Below are 14,890 nucleotides of genomic sequence, written 5' to 3' on the forward strand. Positions count from 1 at the left end.
GGGGAGTCGTGTTGAACCGAGATATTGTGCTCGTCGCTAAACAACTGTGGGAGCGAGCCTGCTCGCGATAGCGGTGCATAAACCCACCCAGAATTGACTGGCCTGACGCCTTCGCGAGCAAGCTCGCCCCTACACTCGAAAGCCTTCCCCTGACCCAACGCAACTGAACCCCTGCCCCCATCAGCTAAGCTCACCTCATCACTACGACAGGGAGCATTAACATGAGCAAGGCAGACGAGCTGGCAGCCAAACTGAGGCAAACCCGGCAAAGCCGTGCCGATACGGATAACAACGCCGACCTGGCGATTGAACATTGGCCCGCCCAGGTCTATGAGCTGTACCACCAGATCGAAACCTGGCTGGCGCCGGTCTGCGAGGCCGGGCTGACGATTCGGCGCAATCCCACCCACGTGTTCGAAAGCCATTCCAGCGGTTCGACGTACAACTACGCCATTGATCGACTGTCGATGGAAGGAAACCATCACCGCATCGAGCTCGACCCGATTGCCCGCTTCTCCTCTCATGGAGAGGGCTGTATTGAAATCCACCTGAAGGGGCAGACACGCTGTCTTCTGCGAACCGTCGGCGAGCATGGTGAATCGCGGTGGCATGTCCAGTCGAACGGACAACCGCAGTCCGAGCCCTTGGCACTGGACGAAGATGCATTGGTTGCGCTGGTGGAGGAAGGTCTGGGGTTAACGCACGCAGTCTAGTTGCTGGCCTGGAAGGCCGACTGGAGTGTCACGCCGCTGCCAACTTCAGCGTCGGGCGACGTCACTTGCGCCATCGGCCGTGCCACCAGCCTGTTCAAGGCGTTGTCGATCTCATCGGCCGCGCCTTGTACATAGAGGGCATTCGCCCAGCTCCAGTAGCGATCGGACATCAATCCGCCCACCGCCTGGGCACACAGCTCATCGCTGCAGACACCCATTTTCCCCGCGGCAGCGATAACGGCCATAAGGGCTTGCTCCAACTGGGGAATTCGTTCGGTAGACACAACTGACGGCCTGATGGATCGCGAGAGCCGAGTTTACCAAGATATCAATAGGCCACCAACCGCAAGCGCTCAACGGTCAGCTGACTTGCTCAGCTACCCACCGCGCTGAATGCCGCGGTGCTCGGCATCGCTAACGACTCCCGAGCCGTAGCGCGGCCAGCCAGCATGGTCAGGATGGCGGCAACGCCCAGCACCGCCGCACTGGTTTCGAAGGTCGCCTGGTAGCCGTTCAGATCAAACAGAAGACCACCGACCGTCGCGCCCGACCCGATGGCGAGCTGGACGATTGCCACCATCAGCCCGCCTCCGGCCTCTGCATCGTCCGGCAGTGTTCGCGCCAGCCAGGTCCACCACCCGACAGGCGCGGCAGTCGCCACCAGTCCCCATAATCCCAGCAAGACGGTCGTGGCAACCGCGGACGCGCCGAACCCCACCAGCGCAATGGCAATCGCCGCCATCAACAAGGGGATTATGATCAGAGTCCGATACAAGCCCTTCTTCAGAAATGCGCCAATCAGGAAAGTGCCCAGGAAACCGGCCACGCCGATGACCAGCAACATGAACGAAAGCAGGGAGACGCTCACTTGGGTCACGCTTTCGAGGAACGGACGCAGGTAAGTGAACAGCATGAACTGCCCCATGAAAAACGTGCTGACCGCCAACATGCCCCATGCAACCGGCGCCCGGGTCATCAGCCTGAAGACATTGCTGCTGCCCTGCTTCGTCTGCGAGTGCCGGACCCGCATTGTCGGCATCCGCAACAGCAGCCAGACCAGGGCAATCGCAGCCACGGGCACGATGCAGAAGAACGCGCCACGCCAACCGATGATCGCGCCCAGGAAACTGCCCAACGGCGCCGCCACCACCGTCGCCAGGGCGTTGCCGCCATTGACGATAGCCAAGGCACGCGGCAGATGATTGTCCGGTACCAGTCGCATGGCCGTGGCCGCCGACAGCGACCAGAAGCCACCGATTGCAACCCCGATCAAGGCGCGTCCCGCCATGAACGTCAGGTAATCAGGCGCCAGCGCGACCACCGTCCCGGAGAGGATCATCAGCAGTGTCAGGGCCGACAGCAGCCATTTACGGTCGATCCTGGCCGCAATCGAGGCAATGAACAGACTGGTGATCAGCGCGAAGGCGCCGGACACGGCAATGCCCTGGCCGGCCTGCCCCTCGCTGACATGCAGATCCGCTGCTATCGGCGTCAGCAGGCTGACCGGCATGAATTCCGACGCTACGAGCGCGAACGCGGCGAGCGCCATGGCAAGCACGGCACTCCATGCGGGTTGGCCGTGTGATTTCGGCAAAGAGGTATCGGTCATCGAGTATGCATCCTGTCGCTGAGGTAAACGCTTTTGCTGCGCCGCAAGAGCGGGTCCGCTCGGGCCTCGGGAACAGCACCGCAGCACACGCCCATTTCAGCGGTTATCTCTAGATGACCGGTAGAGTATTTCTCTGTAATTCTTGCCCGATTCTGTGAACCTGCACGCGACATATAGTCAGCGCTTCGCTTGGCGAGGTAATGTTCTGCCTAAAGCTATCAACCCAACCTGAAATCTGAGCACACCATGACGACCCGGCGCACATCGTTGCAAAAGACACTCGCCGACAACATTGGCGCGCGGGCCCTGCGGACGGGGGACTATGCAACCTCGATCGCCGGCCTCAGCCTGTTTCGCCGTGATGCCCCCGCGCCGCCTGCCATCTGCATGATCGAACCGAGCATCGTCCTCGTGGCCCAGGGTGCGAAGCAACTGTGGCTCGGCGGCGAGGCCTATGGCTACGATGCCTCGCGCTTCCTTATCACCTCGCTGGACCTGCCCGCCGATTCCGAGGTGACCCAGGCCAGCCCGGAGCACCCCTGTCTGGGACTGGTCTTCAAGCTCGACTTGCGCCTGGTCGCCGACCTGGTCGCCCAAGGCAGCCTGGCACCCGGTCGGGATCGCCCCGTCGGCGTCGGCGCGAACATCGGCGCGGTGACGCCCGAGCTGCTCGCGCCATTCATACGCCTGCTGGGCCTGCTGGATGAACCCGACGCGATTCCGGTCCTCGCGCCACTGATCCAGAGGGAAATCCATTATCGTCTGTTGATGAGCGAACAAGCTGCCCGGCTGCGGCAGATCGCCTCCGTGGACAGCCAGGGCTACCGGATCGCCAAGGCCATCGACTGGCTGAAATTGAACTACACCGACCCGATCCGCGTGGAAGACCTTGCGGCGAGTGTGCAGATGAGCGGCCCCACGTTCCACCATCACTTCCGCCAACTCACCGCGATGAGCCCGCTGCAATACCAGAAATGGCTGCGGCTGAACGAAGCGAAACGCCTGATGCTCAACGAACACATGGATGTGGCGAGCGCGGCCTTCAAGGTGGGCTATGAAAGCCCGTCCCAGTTCAGTCGCGAATATGGCCGCTTGTTTGGTGCGCCGCCCAAGCGAGATATTGCCGGGCTACGGAACAAGGCTTAATGCAAAACACTGTGGCGAGGGGATTTATCCCCGCTGGGTTGCGAAGCAACCCCAAGACAGCCAAACATAATCTGTCTGGTACATCGAGGTGCCAGGGTTCAGGGCTGCTTCGCAACCCAGCGGGGATAAATCCCCTCGCCACAGTATGTTGTGTGTTTGCTCAGGTGAAACACCACAGGCTAAGTCTTGTTGAGGACAACCTCATTTCGCCAGGGCAATGCACTTCAATGCCAGGATCATCGTCGGGTCCACCAACGCCACCGTGTGCCCATTGATTTCAAACGCCTCGCCGTGTTCGAGCACCAGGGGCAGCTCCGTACACCCAAGGATCAACACCCCTGCCCCCAGTTCGCATAGGTGCTCGGCCGCCAGCAGCAACTGTTCCCTGCACAGCCCGTCGGTGAAACCGGCCTTGATTCCCCGCGGCCCGTAGATAGCGTCCATGACCATGGCCTGATAATCGACCCCCGGCGTCAGGATCTGCAGCCCGGCGCGGCGTGCGGCCTGGTGATAGACCTGGCTCTGTACCGTGCCGGAAGTCGCCAGGAGCCCGATGATCTTGCCCGCCCCGTATCGGTGCAGGATCCACTCCACGGTCTCGCTCAACATATTCACGATGGGCACCCGCAGGTTCGCCTGGATGCGTTCGACAAAGGCATGGGCGGTGTTGCAGGGAATCGCGATGGCGTTGACGCCCGCGGTTTCGAGGCGCTTGCAGGTGGCATACATCGCCAGGGTCGGATCGGTTTCACCCCGCAGCAGGTTGGCCGTCCGATCCGGTATCTGCGGGTTCTGTTCGACCACCATCCTGATGTGGTCCTGGTCCCTGTCCGCCGGCGTATGAGCCACCACCTTGGCCATGAAATCCACCGTGGCGGCAGGCCCGACACCGCCCATGATGCCCAGCTTGAAGCTCGGTGGACTTGGCGACGTCCGCTGCTGCGTCGCGAAGTCAGCGTAGATCGAGTTGATGTCCAGCACCGCCATACCCCTTCGCTGCAACTCGGCACAGACCAATGAAAGCTCGGTCATGCCGGGAAGCATCACCGTCGCCCCCTGAGCCTGCAACGACAAGCACGCCTGATGCAGCACCTCCAGCGGCGCGCCCTCCAGGTGACCGTCCTTGATGCCGTCAAGACCGTACATGGCCTCCATCAAAGCCGACTGAGCCTCGGCATCGGGATAAACGATCCGGTAATCCTGCGAGAAGTACCGTTCGAACAATCCACAGTGACGCACGAAGTCGGAGCCGATGACACCCAGCGTTGCCCCCGGCCGGACGGTGCGCCTGACGTGCCGGGCCAGGGCCGCCATCATGTCCAGCACCGCAATGCCCAGCTCGTCCTGGATTTCCGCGCGGAAGGTATGGCTGGCGAAGCATGGAAGCATCACCGCGTCGAAACCATTGGCCTCGAACGACTTGCACACCTGGAACACATAGAACTTGCGCGACGTCATGCTCGCACTCGTGTCCAGGGGCAGCAGCACGTCCTTGAACGGGTGCTGCTCGACCAGAAAATGGTAGCGGCCCTGATCCTCAAGCACCGCCCTGGACTTGACCAGCTTGTAGAACAGATCGCCACCGGCCAGTGAGCCAAGCCCGCCGACGATGCCCAGCTTCCGAACCGCAGGCGCTTGCTGGGTCGACTTCGCTTTCACCTTCATGAGGTTGCTCCCTACACAACCGGAACCGGTTCGGATCGAGACCGGACGGGGGCAGTGTCTCGATCCTCGACCGCCTCCTCGTGAGGTTCGGATTGAGCGACCACCGCCGTTGCGATGCTGTTGCCCACCACGTTGGTGGCTGTGCGTGCCATGTCCAGGAACTGGTCGATACCGATGATCAGCAACAACCCCGCCTCGGGAAGATTGAACATCGGCAGTGTGGCCGCGACCACGACGACCGAGGCGCGGGCCACGCCGGCCATGCCTTTGCTGGTGATCATGAGCGTCAGGAGAATCAACATCTGCTGAGTGAAACTGAGGTCAATGTTGTAGGCCTGGGCGATGAACAGGATGGCGAAGGCCTGGTACATCATCGAGCCGTCCAGGTTGAACGAATACCCCAGGGGCAATACGAAGCTGGAGACACGCTTGGGCGCGCCGAACTTCTCCAGCGCCTCGATGGTTTTCGGGTAGGCGGACTCGCTGCTGGCGGTGGAAAAGGCCAGGAGAATCGGCTCGCGGATGAGCTTGCCGAGCCGGAACACGGCGCGTCCGAGGAACAGGTAGCCGGCACCGAACAACAGTGTCCAGAGGATCAGGATGCCCAGGTAGAACTCGCCGATCAGCTTGCCATAGTCGACCAGCAAACCGAGGCCCTGGGTGGTGATCGCCGAAGCGATGGCGGCAAACACGCCAATCGGCGCGAAAGCCATGACGTAGTCGGTGATCTTGAACATCACCTTCGCCAGCTCTTCGATAGCGTCTGTGATCCGGGTGTAGCCTGCCCGCTTGACGCCAGCCAGTGCGAAGCCAAAGAACAGCGAAAACACCACGATCTGCAGAATCTCGTTGTTCGCCATGGCTTCGGCGATGCTGCGGGGGAACACGTGGCCGATGAAGGCCTTGAGGCTGAAATCACCGGTATTGACCGACACCGCAGCGGTCGCATGCTGCGCGACGTCCAGGTTCAGCCCGGCGCCCGGCTGAAACAGATTCACCAGCCCCATCCCGATCAGCAGCGAAACGATTGACGCCGTCACGAACCAGGCCATGGCTCGGGCACCGATGCGCCCGACGGAACGGGAGTTGCCCATGCTGGCGATACCGCCGACCAGCGTCGCGAACACCAGGGGGGCGATGATCATCTTGATCATGCGCAGGAAAATGTCGGTGACCATCGAAAAGTAACCGGCGATCTCCTTGGCGCTTTGCTCGCTCCCTGCGAAATGGTGACACGCCCAACCCACCAGCACGCCCAGGGCAATGCCCATTGCAATTCGACGTGGGAGCTTATTTTTCTTCACGGTGCTGTCCTCAAGTAGTTCTTGGAGTTTTTTACTTGGCAAGGTCGATTCTAAGGAGCGGATCTGGCGAGATGATGAGTAATCCAGCTACCTTCATGCGCTTTCGGAATAGTTATGCGAAGGACGCGCTGGGCCGGGTGATTGCGACGTAAACTGGCGCATCTTTAACGGGAGATCGGACATGCAACTCAAATGGCTGGATGACCTGCTGGCGATCGCCGAATGGAAGAACTTCTCCCGCGCCGCCGAAGTTCGTTGCGTGACCCAGTCGGCCTTGTCACGCCGGATCCGCTCACTCGAGGAGTGGGTGGGGGTCAAGCTGGTAGACCGCGGCACCTACCCCGTCCAGCTAACGGCGGCGGGCATCACCTTTTGCGAGGAAAGTCGGGACGCATTGGCCGGCCTGCTGCGGTTACGCTCGACGTTACGCGACGTGGAGCGGATGCCGGGCCGCTCTATCCAGATCACCGCGGCCCACAGCCTCTCGATGACCTTCCTGCCGAAATGGCTCTCCCAATTCCAGCAACACAACGAACAGTTCAACGCCCGGGTCGTCGCCGCCAACATCCATGACGCCGTCATCGCCCTCGAAGAAGGCAATTGCGATTTGATGATGGTCTATCACCATCCGCTCGCCCCCATCCTGCTGGACGCCGAACGCTTCGGCAGCCTGGCCCTCGGCCACGACGCGTTCATCCCCTTGTGCGCTCCCAATGCCAAAGGCGAACCGCTGTTCCGCCTGCCCGGCCGTGCCGGCAAACCGGTGCCCTACCTGGCCTACACCGCCACCACCTTCCTCGGCCGCGTCGCCGACATCGTCATCAAGAACGGTCCCGCGCCGACGGCACTGGAGCGTTGCTACGAGGCCGACATGGCGATGCTGCTGATGCGCATGGCGGTCGAAGGCTATGGCGTGGCCTGGTTGCCGCAAAGCGCGGTAGCCGATGAGTTGGAGCGAGGGTTGTTGGTCAGGGCCGGGGGCGACGAATGGAGCACGCAGCTGGAGATTCGCTCGTACTGTGCGATTGCCAATCGGAACCCGACGATGCGCAAGTTGTGGAAGACGTTGGAGGGGGCTTCGTTGCGCTGATCAGGCCGGTTGACTTTCCAGGGACAAAAAAAGAGCGCCTTTCAGTTGATGTCAGTCCGTTAAGTATCAGCGACGAGAATCCTCTGGAAGCCGAGCTTGCTCGCGATGGGGGCATGTCAGTCGACAACGGCTTTGACTGATTCACCGCTATCGCGAACAAGCTTTGCTCCCACAGGTTGTCACTTGACTTACCCACTGCATCACCCGGCAGGCGCCCAAAATGCCCTCCAGACCTCATGACCGAAGGACAGAGCGTTCCCTTACTGAGCGTTCTGGAAGCGTGCCGGCTTGCGGAACAGGCGGAAGTCGTCGAATTTCTGGCCGTAGACGAAAGGCAAGTACGCATCCCGATCAGGCAGGACGTCCAGGCGCGGCACCGTCCAGGTCGACTCGCCCTCGGTGTACCAGGCGGTACCGACCGAGACGATTGGAATAGTGTCGAGCGAATCCCACGCCGTGCCCTTGAGCTTGAGCGTGCCCTTGCCTGCTCGCTTCACCCGGAGATGTTCCTGATTCTTCATGCAATTCAGGATCGGGTCATGCTGCAGCCCATAGCCTGAAGAGTGCGGCACCGCCTTGATTTCGAAGTCGTAACTTTCGCTGCTCGAAGGACCCAGGTCCTCTCCGAACTCGGCTTCGATCTCGATCAAGCGTGTACCGTTGCGCTCACAGAAGCCGTACCCTTGATGCCCATCCCGATAGACTTGGGCGATGCCGGTCTTCTTGGCCTCCCCCCACATCTCGCGTCCGATCGTCACGGGCATGTCCCCGCTGACAATCAATACCAGCATGGTGGTGCCTTCGAGCTCCTGGTAGCGGCAATTGAGCGCGATGATGCCGCAATCGAACTCGCCGCACAGTTCGCTCTGCCAACGCGAGACACTGGCGATGGCAGTGGGTGTCGCCGGCAGATCAAAACACGGTGGCAGCACGGTACGCAGGAACTCGAAGGTGGTTTCGAATTCAATCGAAATCCCTTCGATCGTGCAGCGACCCTGGGCGAGAATTCTCTGGATTTCCTGAAGCTCTTCTTTCGTTTTCACAAAGCTCATGGCAGTGGTTCCCATAATTGTTTTTGGTTGAAGGCCCTGGTGAATCAGCGCTTCAGAAGTTTCATCACCGCATCGGCGACACCCAGCGAAGACGCCGGGTTCTGACCGGTCACCAGTGATCCGGACACCACCACATGGCTCTCCCAATCGCCGGCCTTTGAATACACCGCCCCGAGCGCTCTCATGTCGGCTTCAACCAGATAAGGCACGGCTTTGTCCAAACCGACGGCGGCTTCTTCGCTATCACTGAATGCCGTGACCTGGAGCCCCTCGACCAAGGGGCGTCCATCGCTTTTGCGCGCATCCAGCAGGGCGCAGCCGGCATGGCAGATGGTCGCGACAGGCTTGTCCGAGCCGCTGAACGATTCGATCAGCGCCACAGACGCCGGGTTGTCGCGCAGGTCCCACAACGGACCGTGCCCACCGGGATAAACCAATGCACTGACGTCCCCTGCGTTGACCGCGGACAGTCTGACGGTGGAATTCATACGCTCTCCCAGGACCGCATCCGAGGCATAGCGCTGATACAGCGCACTGTCCTTCAATGCCTCCACCGAAGCCGGGTCCACCGGGACCCTGCCGCCTTTCGGGGAAGCCAGGCGCACCGCCAGGCCGGCGTCGATAAAACGGTAATAAGGCGCCAGAAACTCTTCGAGCCATAGGCCGGTCTTGCGTCCGGTATCACCGAATGCATCGTGGGAAGTCAGTACAAATAGAACGCTCATCGCAGGCCCTCCAGAATCAGCAAAACGGTAAATGTCAGGCAGCGGTCTGCTGGTCCCACAAGTCCTGGGCGGTGGACCAGGTCTGGTTGATCTCTTGTCCATCCGGGGTTTGCCAAGTGATCGGGCCGACCATCTGCAGAATGAACGTGGTGTCCGCGAGCATTTTGGTTTCCTCATGCTCGGCGCCGGTCGCTTCGTAGAGGAAGCCATGCTTGACGCACAGCGCGCCGCCATTTTCCGGGCCGCCGCGCAACTCGAGGATGCCTTCGAACACGTAGCCTTCGGCGGGGCCGTGGTGAATGTGCGGCATCAGGATCGAGCCATTGGGGCAGAAAAACATCACGGTCCAGATGCCGAATTCCGGCGACACATGCAGCAATTTCCACTTCACCCCACCGGTATGGAATTGCGCGGGAAAGTCCTGCCATTCGACTTGATCGACTTGCACGTAAGCGTCTTGGGGTTTCTGGATCGTATTCATTTCAGGCCTCGCGGTTTCCGGTTTCGATGGCCTCAAGCTACCCTCGGGACTTCCTCGTACCTATCCAGAATTGGCAATCGTGCCAGCCCTTGCTCCCTTGCCGAAATTGGCTATTGAACCAGACGTTATGCCCTTAGCTTTTGCCTCGTAGACCACCCAGCGGGCACGTCTCGTCATCTATGAGGAATTTGAGAATGGCTAAAACAATAACGGTAATCGGCACCGGCATGATGGGCTCGGGCCTGGCCAGCACACTGCTGGCGGCCGGTCGCAACGTCACGGTATGGGACGGTCGCCCTGAAGCCACGCGCCATCTGGTCGCCAAGGGCGCGACGCTGGCCCCCTCCTTCGTCGACGCTGTGCATGCCAGCGAGCTGACCATCATGATCATCAGCAGTGCGGCCGGCGGTGCAGCGCTCATCGAGCGCAACATTGCCGACCTCGATCTGAATGGCCGCTTCATCGCCAACCTCAGCACGGCAATGCCCGAAGACGGCGAGCGCTATCGCGCCATCGTTGAAAGCCACGGCGGCACCTTCATCAACGCGGCGATTTCGTCGTACCCGGATCTGATTGGTGGCCCCTACACGGCCATTCAATACGCTTGCGCGCCGGCCGTGTGGGAAGCAATCGCGGACACCGTAAAACCCATGGCCCCCCAGGGCACGATCTATACCGGTGAAAACCTGAGCGTGCCGCCCATCGTCGACGCGGCGATGACAGGCAGTTTCTACGCCGTCGGCCTGGCCGGGTTTCTCGAAGCGGCGGCCTATGCCAAGACACAAGGTGTGAGTGCCGGACAGTTGTCGGAGTTTGCCGACAAGATGCTGGACCTGCTGCGTTACAAAGTGCAGAAAAGCATCAAGGAAATTGAAGCGAATGAGTTCGGCACCATCCAGGCGACGGTCAACGTGTATCTGGATGCCGTCATCCAATGGCGGGACGCGCTGAAGGCGAGCGGCCTGCGGGCCAGCCATATTTCGGCATTGGCCGATGACCTGACCATTGCCCGGGACGCCGGCCATGGTGAACTGGGATTCAACGCCCAATATCTGGTTGCCAAGGTAAATAAATAATCGCTTAGAGATCTTTGGCGAAAAAGCTTTTCCCCAGGGCTGCCCAGCAGCCCTTTTCCCAGCACCGCGTCACTCAGTGTGGATGCCGGTGCGCACCCAGACGCCCCACAGTCTGCGAAGGCAGCTCGCCAAAAAACTCCTGGTAATACTTCGAAAATCTCCCGAGATGACTGAAACCCGCATCGAGCGCCGCGCCCTGGATGGTGTCCGAAGGCGACTGCACGAGCAGCTTGCGGGCCGTGTTCAATCGCACCGACCTGATGTAATTCAGCGGCGTCATGCCCAGGACGTCCTCAAAGCTGTACTGAAGGGTCCTACGGCTGATCCGCAGGTGATTGCACAGATCCAGCACGCCGATGTTTTCATCCTGCAGATGCCGGGCAAAGAACTCGCAGCTCTTCTCAACGATATAGGTGCGCGTAGACGGTGGAACCACGAAGCGGGAAGAACCGGTATCGAAGTCCAGGATCTCCTGCACGCAAGCGAATACGTTGGCCAGGCTCGAACGATCGGTAGCGTCCGCGCAGCCTGATTGCACGTGGCTCAGATGCAACTTCAGGTTCGTTTCGAAATCGATCTGCGTTTCGGAGGACGGTTGGATAAACCGTTCGAAGGGTTTCGCGTCGATGTTCAAGTGACCGTCGGTCCTGAACTGCTCCAGGAAGTCCGATTTTTTTACTGTCAGCATCAGGGCCTCGATAGGCGCCCTCGACACCGAGTGAAACGACCGGCCGGAAGAAATGTGGAAGGTATTGGCGTTCACGTATCGGCCATTGAGCAATACGTCTGCGCTGGATCGCACGTTAACGATGACGATTGAATCGAGCGGCACATGGCAGATCTGCTCGATGTAAGGGCTCTCCATCGTCTCGCGGGTGACCTGCACTTTTCCCGCAATTGAATGGCTGGCGATCGCCCCGTGAAAACGGGCCCTTTTCTCCAATTGGTGGTAGCGGTTGTCATCCCACTCTTCCAGGCCGCCGGCATGTTCGAACGCATCATGGGATTCCAGGAAACGGAACTGGGTGTCGGGTTGACGGGTTGGCATGGGCATGACACGGGACTCGCAGATACAAGGTCGACGTTCATCTCTTAGCAATCTTCATACCGCGAAGGACCGACAAGAGCCTTCGAGGCATCGGGGCGGATTCTGGATGGCCGCTCAAGCGTCTATACCAAGCCCTGGCCCATGACCACGAGTCCCCCTTTTCAGGATAAACCCATCGTTGTTCGAGCAGCCGCATCATCACCGGAACAAAAAATTGGTCACATGACCCAACTTGATGCGTTTTTACTCAAAAGCCGACATCCATTTCGAGAAGAAACGACACACTCACGGACAAACCCGCTTTACGCCTGGTGTTGTTATTCATCGCCGTCATCGATTGCCAAAAATGGATACGGGGCAACAGGGGCTGGGCGTAGGCTGGAATCCAGGGCGCTGCCGGACACGTTTCGGCGGCGCCCGGAAACATTGATTACCGCTGCCATAATAATTTTCCAGAACAGCCAAAGCGGACGGCATCGCAAGAACTCGTCCAGAGAGCAACGACATGAGCAAAGCTGACGTTGAACACAGCACAGGAATGATGAGTACAAGCGCGAGCTTGAACAGGGACCTGTTGAAACAACTGGAGGCCCTGAACCAGGCCGAACACACCTCCTCCGAATGCTGGAGCAGTGGTGCATCGCTGGTTCGAGAGGCGTCTCTGTGGATCCTCTTCGGGGCTGCCCTGTGGGTCGGTACCTTGCTGGCTGTAGGAGCAAACGCATGACCAGTTCAAACAGTGTCGAACAAGAAGCCCTGGCGGGCCGCTTGCCCGTTCTGGCCGGCAATCGGGTCTACAAGACCTACGGTTCTTTCCTTTGGACATGCTGCGCATTCAGTGCGGCGACCTGGGCCTTCCTGATCGGCAGCTACCTGCCGTTCGTAGGGGATTGGCGGCTGGGGGTAATGGGCTACACCATCGGCTTGATCATCGGCATGGCGTTGGTGTCGCTGGCCTCCGGCGTCCCGAGTTTCAAATATGGCACCGACCCCATCGACACCGCCAAACCTTCATTCGGCTACCGTGGCATCGTCATTCCGCTGTTCGGGCTGCTGGCCACGTTGATCGGTTGGTCCTACGTGGTGGAAGCGCTCACTGCCAGGGGTGCCGCGAACGTAGCGGCCACTATCACAGGCAGTCAGGTGACGGGGGATTCCCATGAGCATCTGGTGATAGGTGTCGCACTGGCAACGCTGTTCCTGGTCTGGATCATCGCGAGCAAGGGGCCGAAGCTGTTCGAACGCCTCAACGGTTTCATCGGGCCTTTACACATGCTGATCACCTTGGTGATGTTCGGCATCCTCGTGCATAAATTCGGTCTGGAAAACCTCTGGCACAACCAGTTGCCAGCCGACCAGATGCTTTCCCACGACCCTGTCCAGGGCCTGGCGCTGGCCGTCGAGTTTGGTGTGTCCAACGCCATGACCTGGTGGCCGGTCATGGGCGGCCTTACCCGTCTGGTCAAACATAAGAATCATGTCATGGGGCCGTCCATTATCGGCGTGGGCATTCTTGGCGCCGCCGTTGTTTCCACCGTTGCGGCCCTTGCAGCCATCAGTGCCGGCACCTACGACCCGACGATCTGGATGATCGCCGTGGGCGGATCGATATTCGGCTCCATCGTCATGACCATCGTGCTGACAGCCAATATCGCCACCATGGTCGTGATGATCTATCTGGCAGGGGTCTCGATCCAGCAAGTGAAGTTTTTCGCGCGCTTGAAGTGGGAGTTGCTTCTCGCCCTGTTACTGTTGCCGGGCCTGTACTTCGCGTTCGAAACCGAATGGTTGTTATCCAACGTGATGAGCTGGCTGTCCTATAACGGCGTGATGTTCGTGGGCATCTCGGGCATTACCCTGGTGGACTACTTCGTATTGAGACGTGAACAACTCGACGCACCCAGCCTGTTTGCCACTCATAACAGTCATTACGCCTACTGGGGCGGGATCAACTGGGCAGCCGTCGTTATCAGCATCGTTGCAGTGGCGGGATACCTCGCGTTGTACAACCCGGTAACGGTGGCGATGAGTGAATCGTTCCGATATTTCGGCGCCTCCATACCGGTGATTGCCATTTCCGGACTGGCCTACTACCTGGCGGCCCGTATGATCCTGGCTCCCCTGGGCAAAGGTCATTACGCCCGCGCACTGGTCTTGAGCCAACCTACGCTGGATCCCCAACCCAAACCTGGGACCTTGAAAGTCAGCCTTTGATGCCACCGGGGGGACGCCTCAGGCACCCCCGCTTTGGCCGGCAGGCGCAGGCAGCAAAGTCATTGACCAGAACGCGATGGCGGTTTCAATCAATTGCTCGCGCATGCCAGTCGTGGCGCTCACCTGGTCCTGATAGAAAAAGTTGCCATCGATTTGGGTGGCGATCAACGCGGCGTAGATGGCGACCTGAGCAGTGGGCAACGCAGGATTGACCTCGCTGATGAGCTGGCGGAAGCCTTCGAGAAACCTGTCGTACTGGCTGGCCATCAGCGCCTTGATGGCCGGATCGTGACTGGCCAGCGCCCCCATCTGGAAGAAGAACCTGGCCGTTTCAGCGTCGAATGTCGCGGCCGAATTTTCACGTATCGCCACAGCCAGGCGCTCCATCGGCGTCTCTGCAGATGAACGCTCTACCAAAAGGTCGACCCGGTGAACGAAGAACTCGAGCTTTGCCTTGATCATTTCAAAGCAGAGCTTTTCGGTACTGCCACAGTAATGCTGGAGGTTGTTCAGGCTGATGCCCAGCTCCTTGGCCACTTTCCTGGCTGAAAACTGCGCATAGCCATCCCTGACAAAAATCATAGCAGCGACTTCGTTGATCTCTTCGATTCGCTTGAGTCGTTTCCCAACCCGACTGTAAGGACTGGTCGCTCCCATGTCCTCGGATTCCAGGTTTCGTTCACGCTCCATTACGGATTCCTTTGCGGATTACAACCTTTAACAATTTTTTCCCGGTAGAAACCTAAACACATTCAAGAACAAGCCGA

At 59.6% G+C, this 14,890-nt stretch carries 14 protein-coding genes; 5 read left to right on the forward strand and 9 right to left on the reverse strand.

What is annotated here, in order from left to right:
- Nucleotides 1-221: 221 nt before the first annotated feature.
- Nucleotides 222-713 (forward strand): hypothetical protein, encoded by a 492-nt coding sequence (locus ACODTO_RS10660; RefSeq protein ID WP_139648734.1) that lies wholly within the window; start codon nucleotides 222-224, stop codon nucleotides 711-713.
- Here the strand turns inward: ACODTO_RS10660 and ACODTO_RS10665 are convergent.
- On the reverse strand, nucleotides 710-958 hold the full coding sequence (locus tag ACODTO_RS10665) for a hypothetical protein (RefSeq protein ID WP_489106399.1): 249 nt from the start codon (nucleotides 956-958) through the stop codon (nucleotides 710-712). The genes ACODTO_RS10660 and ACODTO_RS10665 overlap by 4 nt on opposite strands.
- A gap of 128 nt (nucleotides 959-1,086) precedes the next feature.
- Complete coding sequence (locus tag ACODTO_RS10670) at nucleotides 1,087-2,322, reverse strand: MFS transporter (RefSeq protein WP_489106400.1); 1,236 nt, start codon at nucleotides 2,320-2,322, stop codon at nucleotides 1,087-1,089.
- Between the two features lie 246 nt (nucleotides 2,323-2,568).
- Between ACODTO_RS10670 and ACODTO_RS10675 the strand changes: the two genes are divergently transcribed.
- Nucleotides 2,569-3,468 (forward strand): AraC family transcriptional regulator, encoded by a 900-nt coding sequence (locus tag ACODTO_RS10675; protein ID WP_489106401.1) that lies wholly within the window; start codon nucleotides 2,569-2,571, stop codon nucleotides 3,466-3,468.
- A gap of 201 nt (nucleotides 3,469-3,669) precedes the next feature.
- On the opposite strand, the gene cuyB is transcribed toward ACODTO_RS10675, so the two are convergent.
- Nucleotides 3,670-5,133: a cysteate racemase gene (gene cuyB, locus ACODTO_RS10680; RefSeq protein ID WP_489106402.1), complete on the reverse strand. Its 1,464-nt coding sequence runs from the start codon at nucleotides 5,131-5,133 to the stop codon at nucleotides 3,670-3,672.
- A gap of 11 nt (nucleotides 5,134-5,144) precedes the next feature.
- On the reverse strand, nucleotides 5,145-6,437 hold the full coding sequence (locus tag ACODTO_RS10685) for a dicarboxylate/amino acid:cation symporter (RefSeq protein WP_175363634.1): 1,293 nt from the start codon (nucleotides 6,435-6,437) through the stop codon (nucleotides 5,145-5,147).
- Nucleotides 6,438-6,618: 181 nt separating this feature from the next.
- Here ACODTO_RS10685 and ACODTO_RS10690 point away from each other — a divergent pair, with 181 nt between their 5' ends.
- The gene (locus ACODTO_RS10690) at nucleotides 6,619-7,527 is read left to right on the forward strand and encodes a LysR substrate-binding domain-containing protein (protein ID WP_489106403.1); all 909 of its coding nucleotides are present in this window, start codon (nucleotides 6,619-6,621) and stop codon (nucleotides 7,525-7,527) included.
- 260 nt (nucleotides 7,528-7,787) lie between these two features.
- Here ACODTO_RS10690 and ACODTO_RS10695 read toward each other — a convergent pair whose 3' ends face one another.
- The 3 genes from ACODTO_RS10695 to ACODTO_RS10705 are packed head-to-tail and all read right to left on the reverse strand — an operon-like array spanning nucleotide 7,788 to nucleotide 9,785.
- Nucleotides 7,788-8,579 carry an acetoacetate decarboxylase family protein gene (locus ACODTO_RS10695; RefSeq protein WP_175363632.1) on the reverse strand — a complete coding sequence of 264 codons (792 nt, stop codon included), beginning with the start codon at nucleotides 8,577-8,579 and terminating at the stop codon, nucleotides 7,788-7,790.
- A gap of 44 nt (nucleotides 8,580-8,623) precedes the next feature.
- Nucleotides 8,624-9,304 (reverse strand): type 1 glutamine amidotransferase domain-containing protein, encoded by a 681-nt coding sequence (locus ACODTO_RS10700; RefSeq protein ID WP_175363631.1) that lies wholly within the window; start codon nucleotides 9,302-9,304, stop codon nucleotides 8,624-8,626.
- A gap of 34 nt (nucleotides 9,305-9,338) precedes the next feature.
- A complete protein-coding gene (locus ACODTO_RS10705) occupies nucleotides 9,339-9,785 on the reverse strand; it encodes a cupin domain-containing protein (RefSeq protein ID WP_175363630.1) in 447 nt (148 codons plus the stop codon).
- 194 nt (nucleotides 9,786-9,979) lie between these two features.
- On the opposite strand from ACODTO_RS10705, the gene ACODTO_RS10710 reads away from it, so the two are divergent.
- Nucleotides 9,980-10,861 carry an NAD(P)-binding domain-containing protein gene (locus ACODTO_RS10710; protein ID WP_162843612.1) on the forward strand — a complete coding sequence of 294 codons (882 nt, stop codon included), beginning with the start codon at nucleotides 9,980-9,982 and terminating at the stop codon, nucleotides 10,859-10,861.
- 73 nt (nucleotides 10,862-10,934) lie between these two features.
- Here the strand turns inward: ACODTO_RS10710 and ACODTO_RS10715 are convergent, their stop codons facing one another.
- Entirely contained in the window at nucleotides 10,935-11,915 is a 981-nt protein-coding gene (locus ACODTO_RS10715; RefSeq protein ID WP_052126476.1) for a helix-turn-helix domain-containing protein, read from the reverse strand.
- Nucleotides 11,916-12,632: 717 nt separating this feature from the next.
- On the opposite strand from ACODTO_RS10715, the gene ACODTO_RS10720 reads away from it, so the two are divergent.
- Nucleotides 12,633-14,123 carry a cytosine permease gene (locus ACODTO_RS10720; RefSeq protein WP_254705015.1) on the forward strand — a complete coding sequence of 497 codons (1,491 nt, stop codon included), beginning with the start codon at nucleotides 12,633-12,635 and terminating at the stop codon, nucleotides 14,121-14,123.
- An 18-nt stretch (nucleotides 14,124-14,141) separates the two neighbouring features.
- On the opposite strand, the gene ACODTO_RS10725 is transcribed toward ACODTO_RS10720, so the two are convergent.
- Nucleotides 14,142-14,813 carry a TetR/AcrR family transcriptional regulator gene (locus tag ACODTO_RS10725; protein WP_175385282.1) on the reverse strand — a complete coding sequence of 224 codons (672 nt, stop codon included), beginning with the start codon at nucleotides 14,811-14,813 and terminating at the stop codon, nucleotides 14,142-14,144.
- Nucleotides 14,814-14,890: the final 77 nt, after the last annotated feature.

The organism is Pseudomonas sp. FG13 (assembly GCF_057809755.1).

Bases quoted from the DNA above. Each gene is read 5' to 3' on its own strand.
- ACODTO_RS10660 (WP_139648734.1), top strand. From the start codon at position 222: ATGAGCAAGGCAGACGAGCTGGCAGCCAAACTGAGGCAAACCCGGCAA.
- ACODTO_RS10665 (WP_489106399.1), bottom strand. From the start codon at position 958: ATGGCCGTTATCGCTGCCGCGGGGAAAATGGGTGTCTGCAGCGATGAG.
- ACODTO_RS10670 (WP_489106400.1), bottom strand. From the start codon at position 2,322: ATGACCGATACCTCTTTGCCGAAATCACACGGCCAACCCGCATGGAGT.
- ACODTO_RS10675 (WP_489106401.1), top strand. From the start codon at position 2,569: ATGACGACCCGGCGCACATCGTTGCAAAAGACACTCGCCGACAACATT.
- cuyB (WP_489106402.1), bottom strand. From the start codon at position 5,133: ATGAAGGTGAAAGCGAAGTCGACCCAGCAAGCGCCTGCGGTTCGGAAG.
- ACODTO_RS10690 (WP_489106403.1), top strand. From the start codon at position 6,619: ATGCAACTCAAATGGCTGGATGACCTGCTGGCGATCGCCGAATGGAAG.
- ACODTO_RS10695 (WP_175363632.1), bottom strand. From the start codon at position 8,579: ATGAGCTTTGTGAAAACGAAAGAAGAGCTTCAGGAAATCCAGAGAATT.
- ACODTO_RS10700 (WP_175363631.1), bottom strand. From the start codon at position 9,304: ATGAGCGTTCTATTTGTACTGACTTCCCACGATGCATTCGGTGATACC.
- ACODTO_RS10705 (WP_175363630.1), bottom strand. From the start codon at position 9,785: ATGAATACGATCCAGAAACCCCAAGACGCTTACGTGCAAGTCGATCAA.
- ACODTO_RS10710 (WP_162843612.1), top strand. From the start codon at position 9,980: ATGGCTAAAACAATAACGGTAATCGGCACCGGCATGATGGGCTCGGGC.
- ACODTO_RS10715 (WP_052126476.1), bottom strand. From the start codon at position 11,915: ATGCCCATGCCAACCCGTCAACCCGACACCCAGTTCCGTTTCCTGGAA.
- ACODTO_RS10720 (WP_254705015.1), top strand. From the start codon at position 12,633: ATGACCAGTTCAAACAGTGTCGAACAAGAAGCCCTGGCGGGCCGCTTG.
- ACODTO_RS10725 (WP_175385282.1), bottom strand. From the start codon at position 14,813: ATGGAGCGTGAACGAAACCTGGAATCCGAGGACATGGGAGCGACCAGT.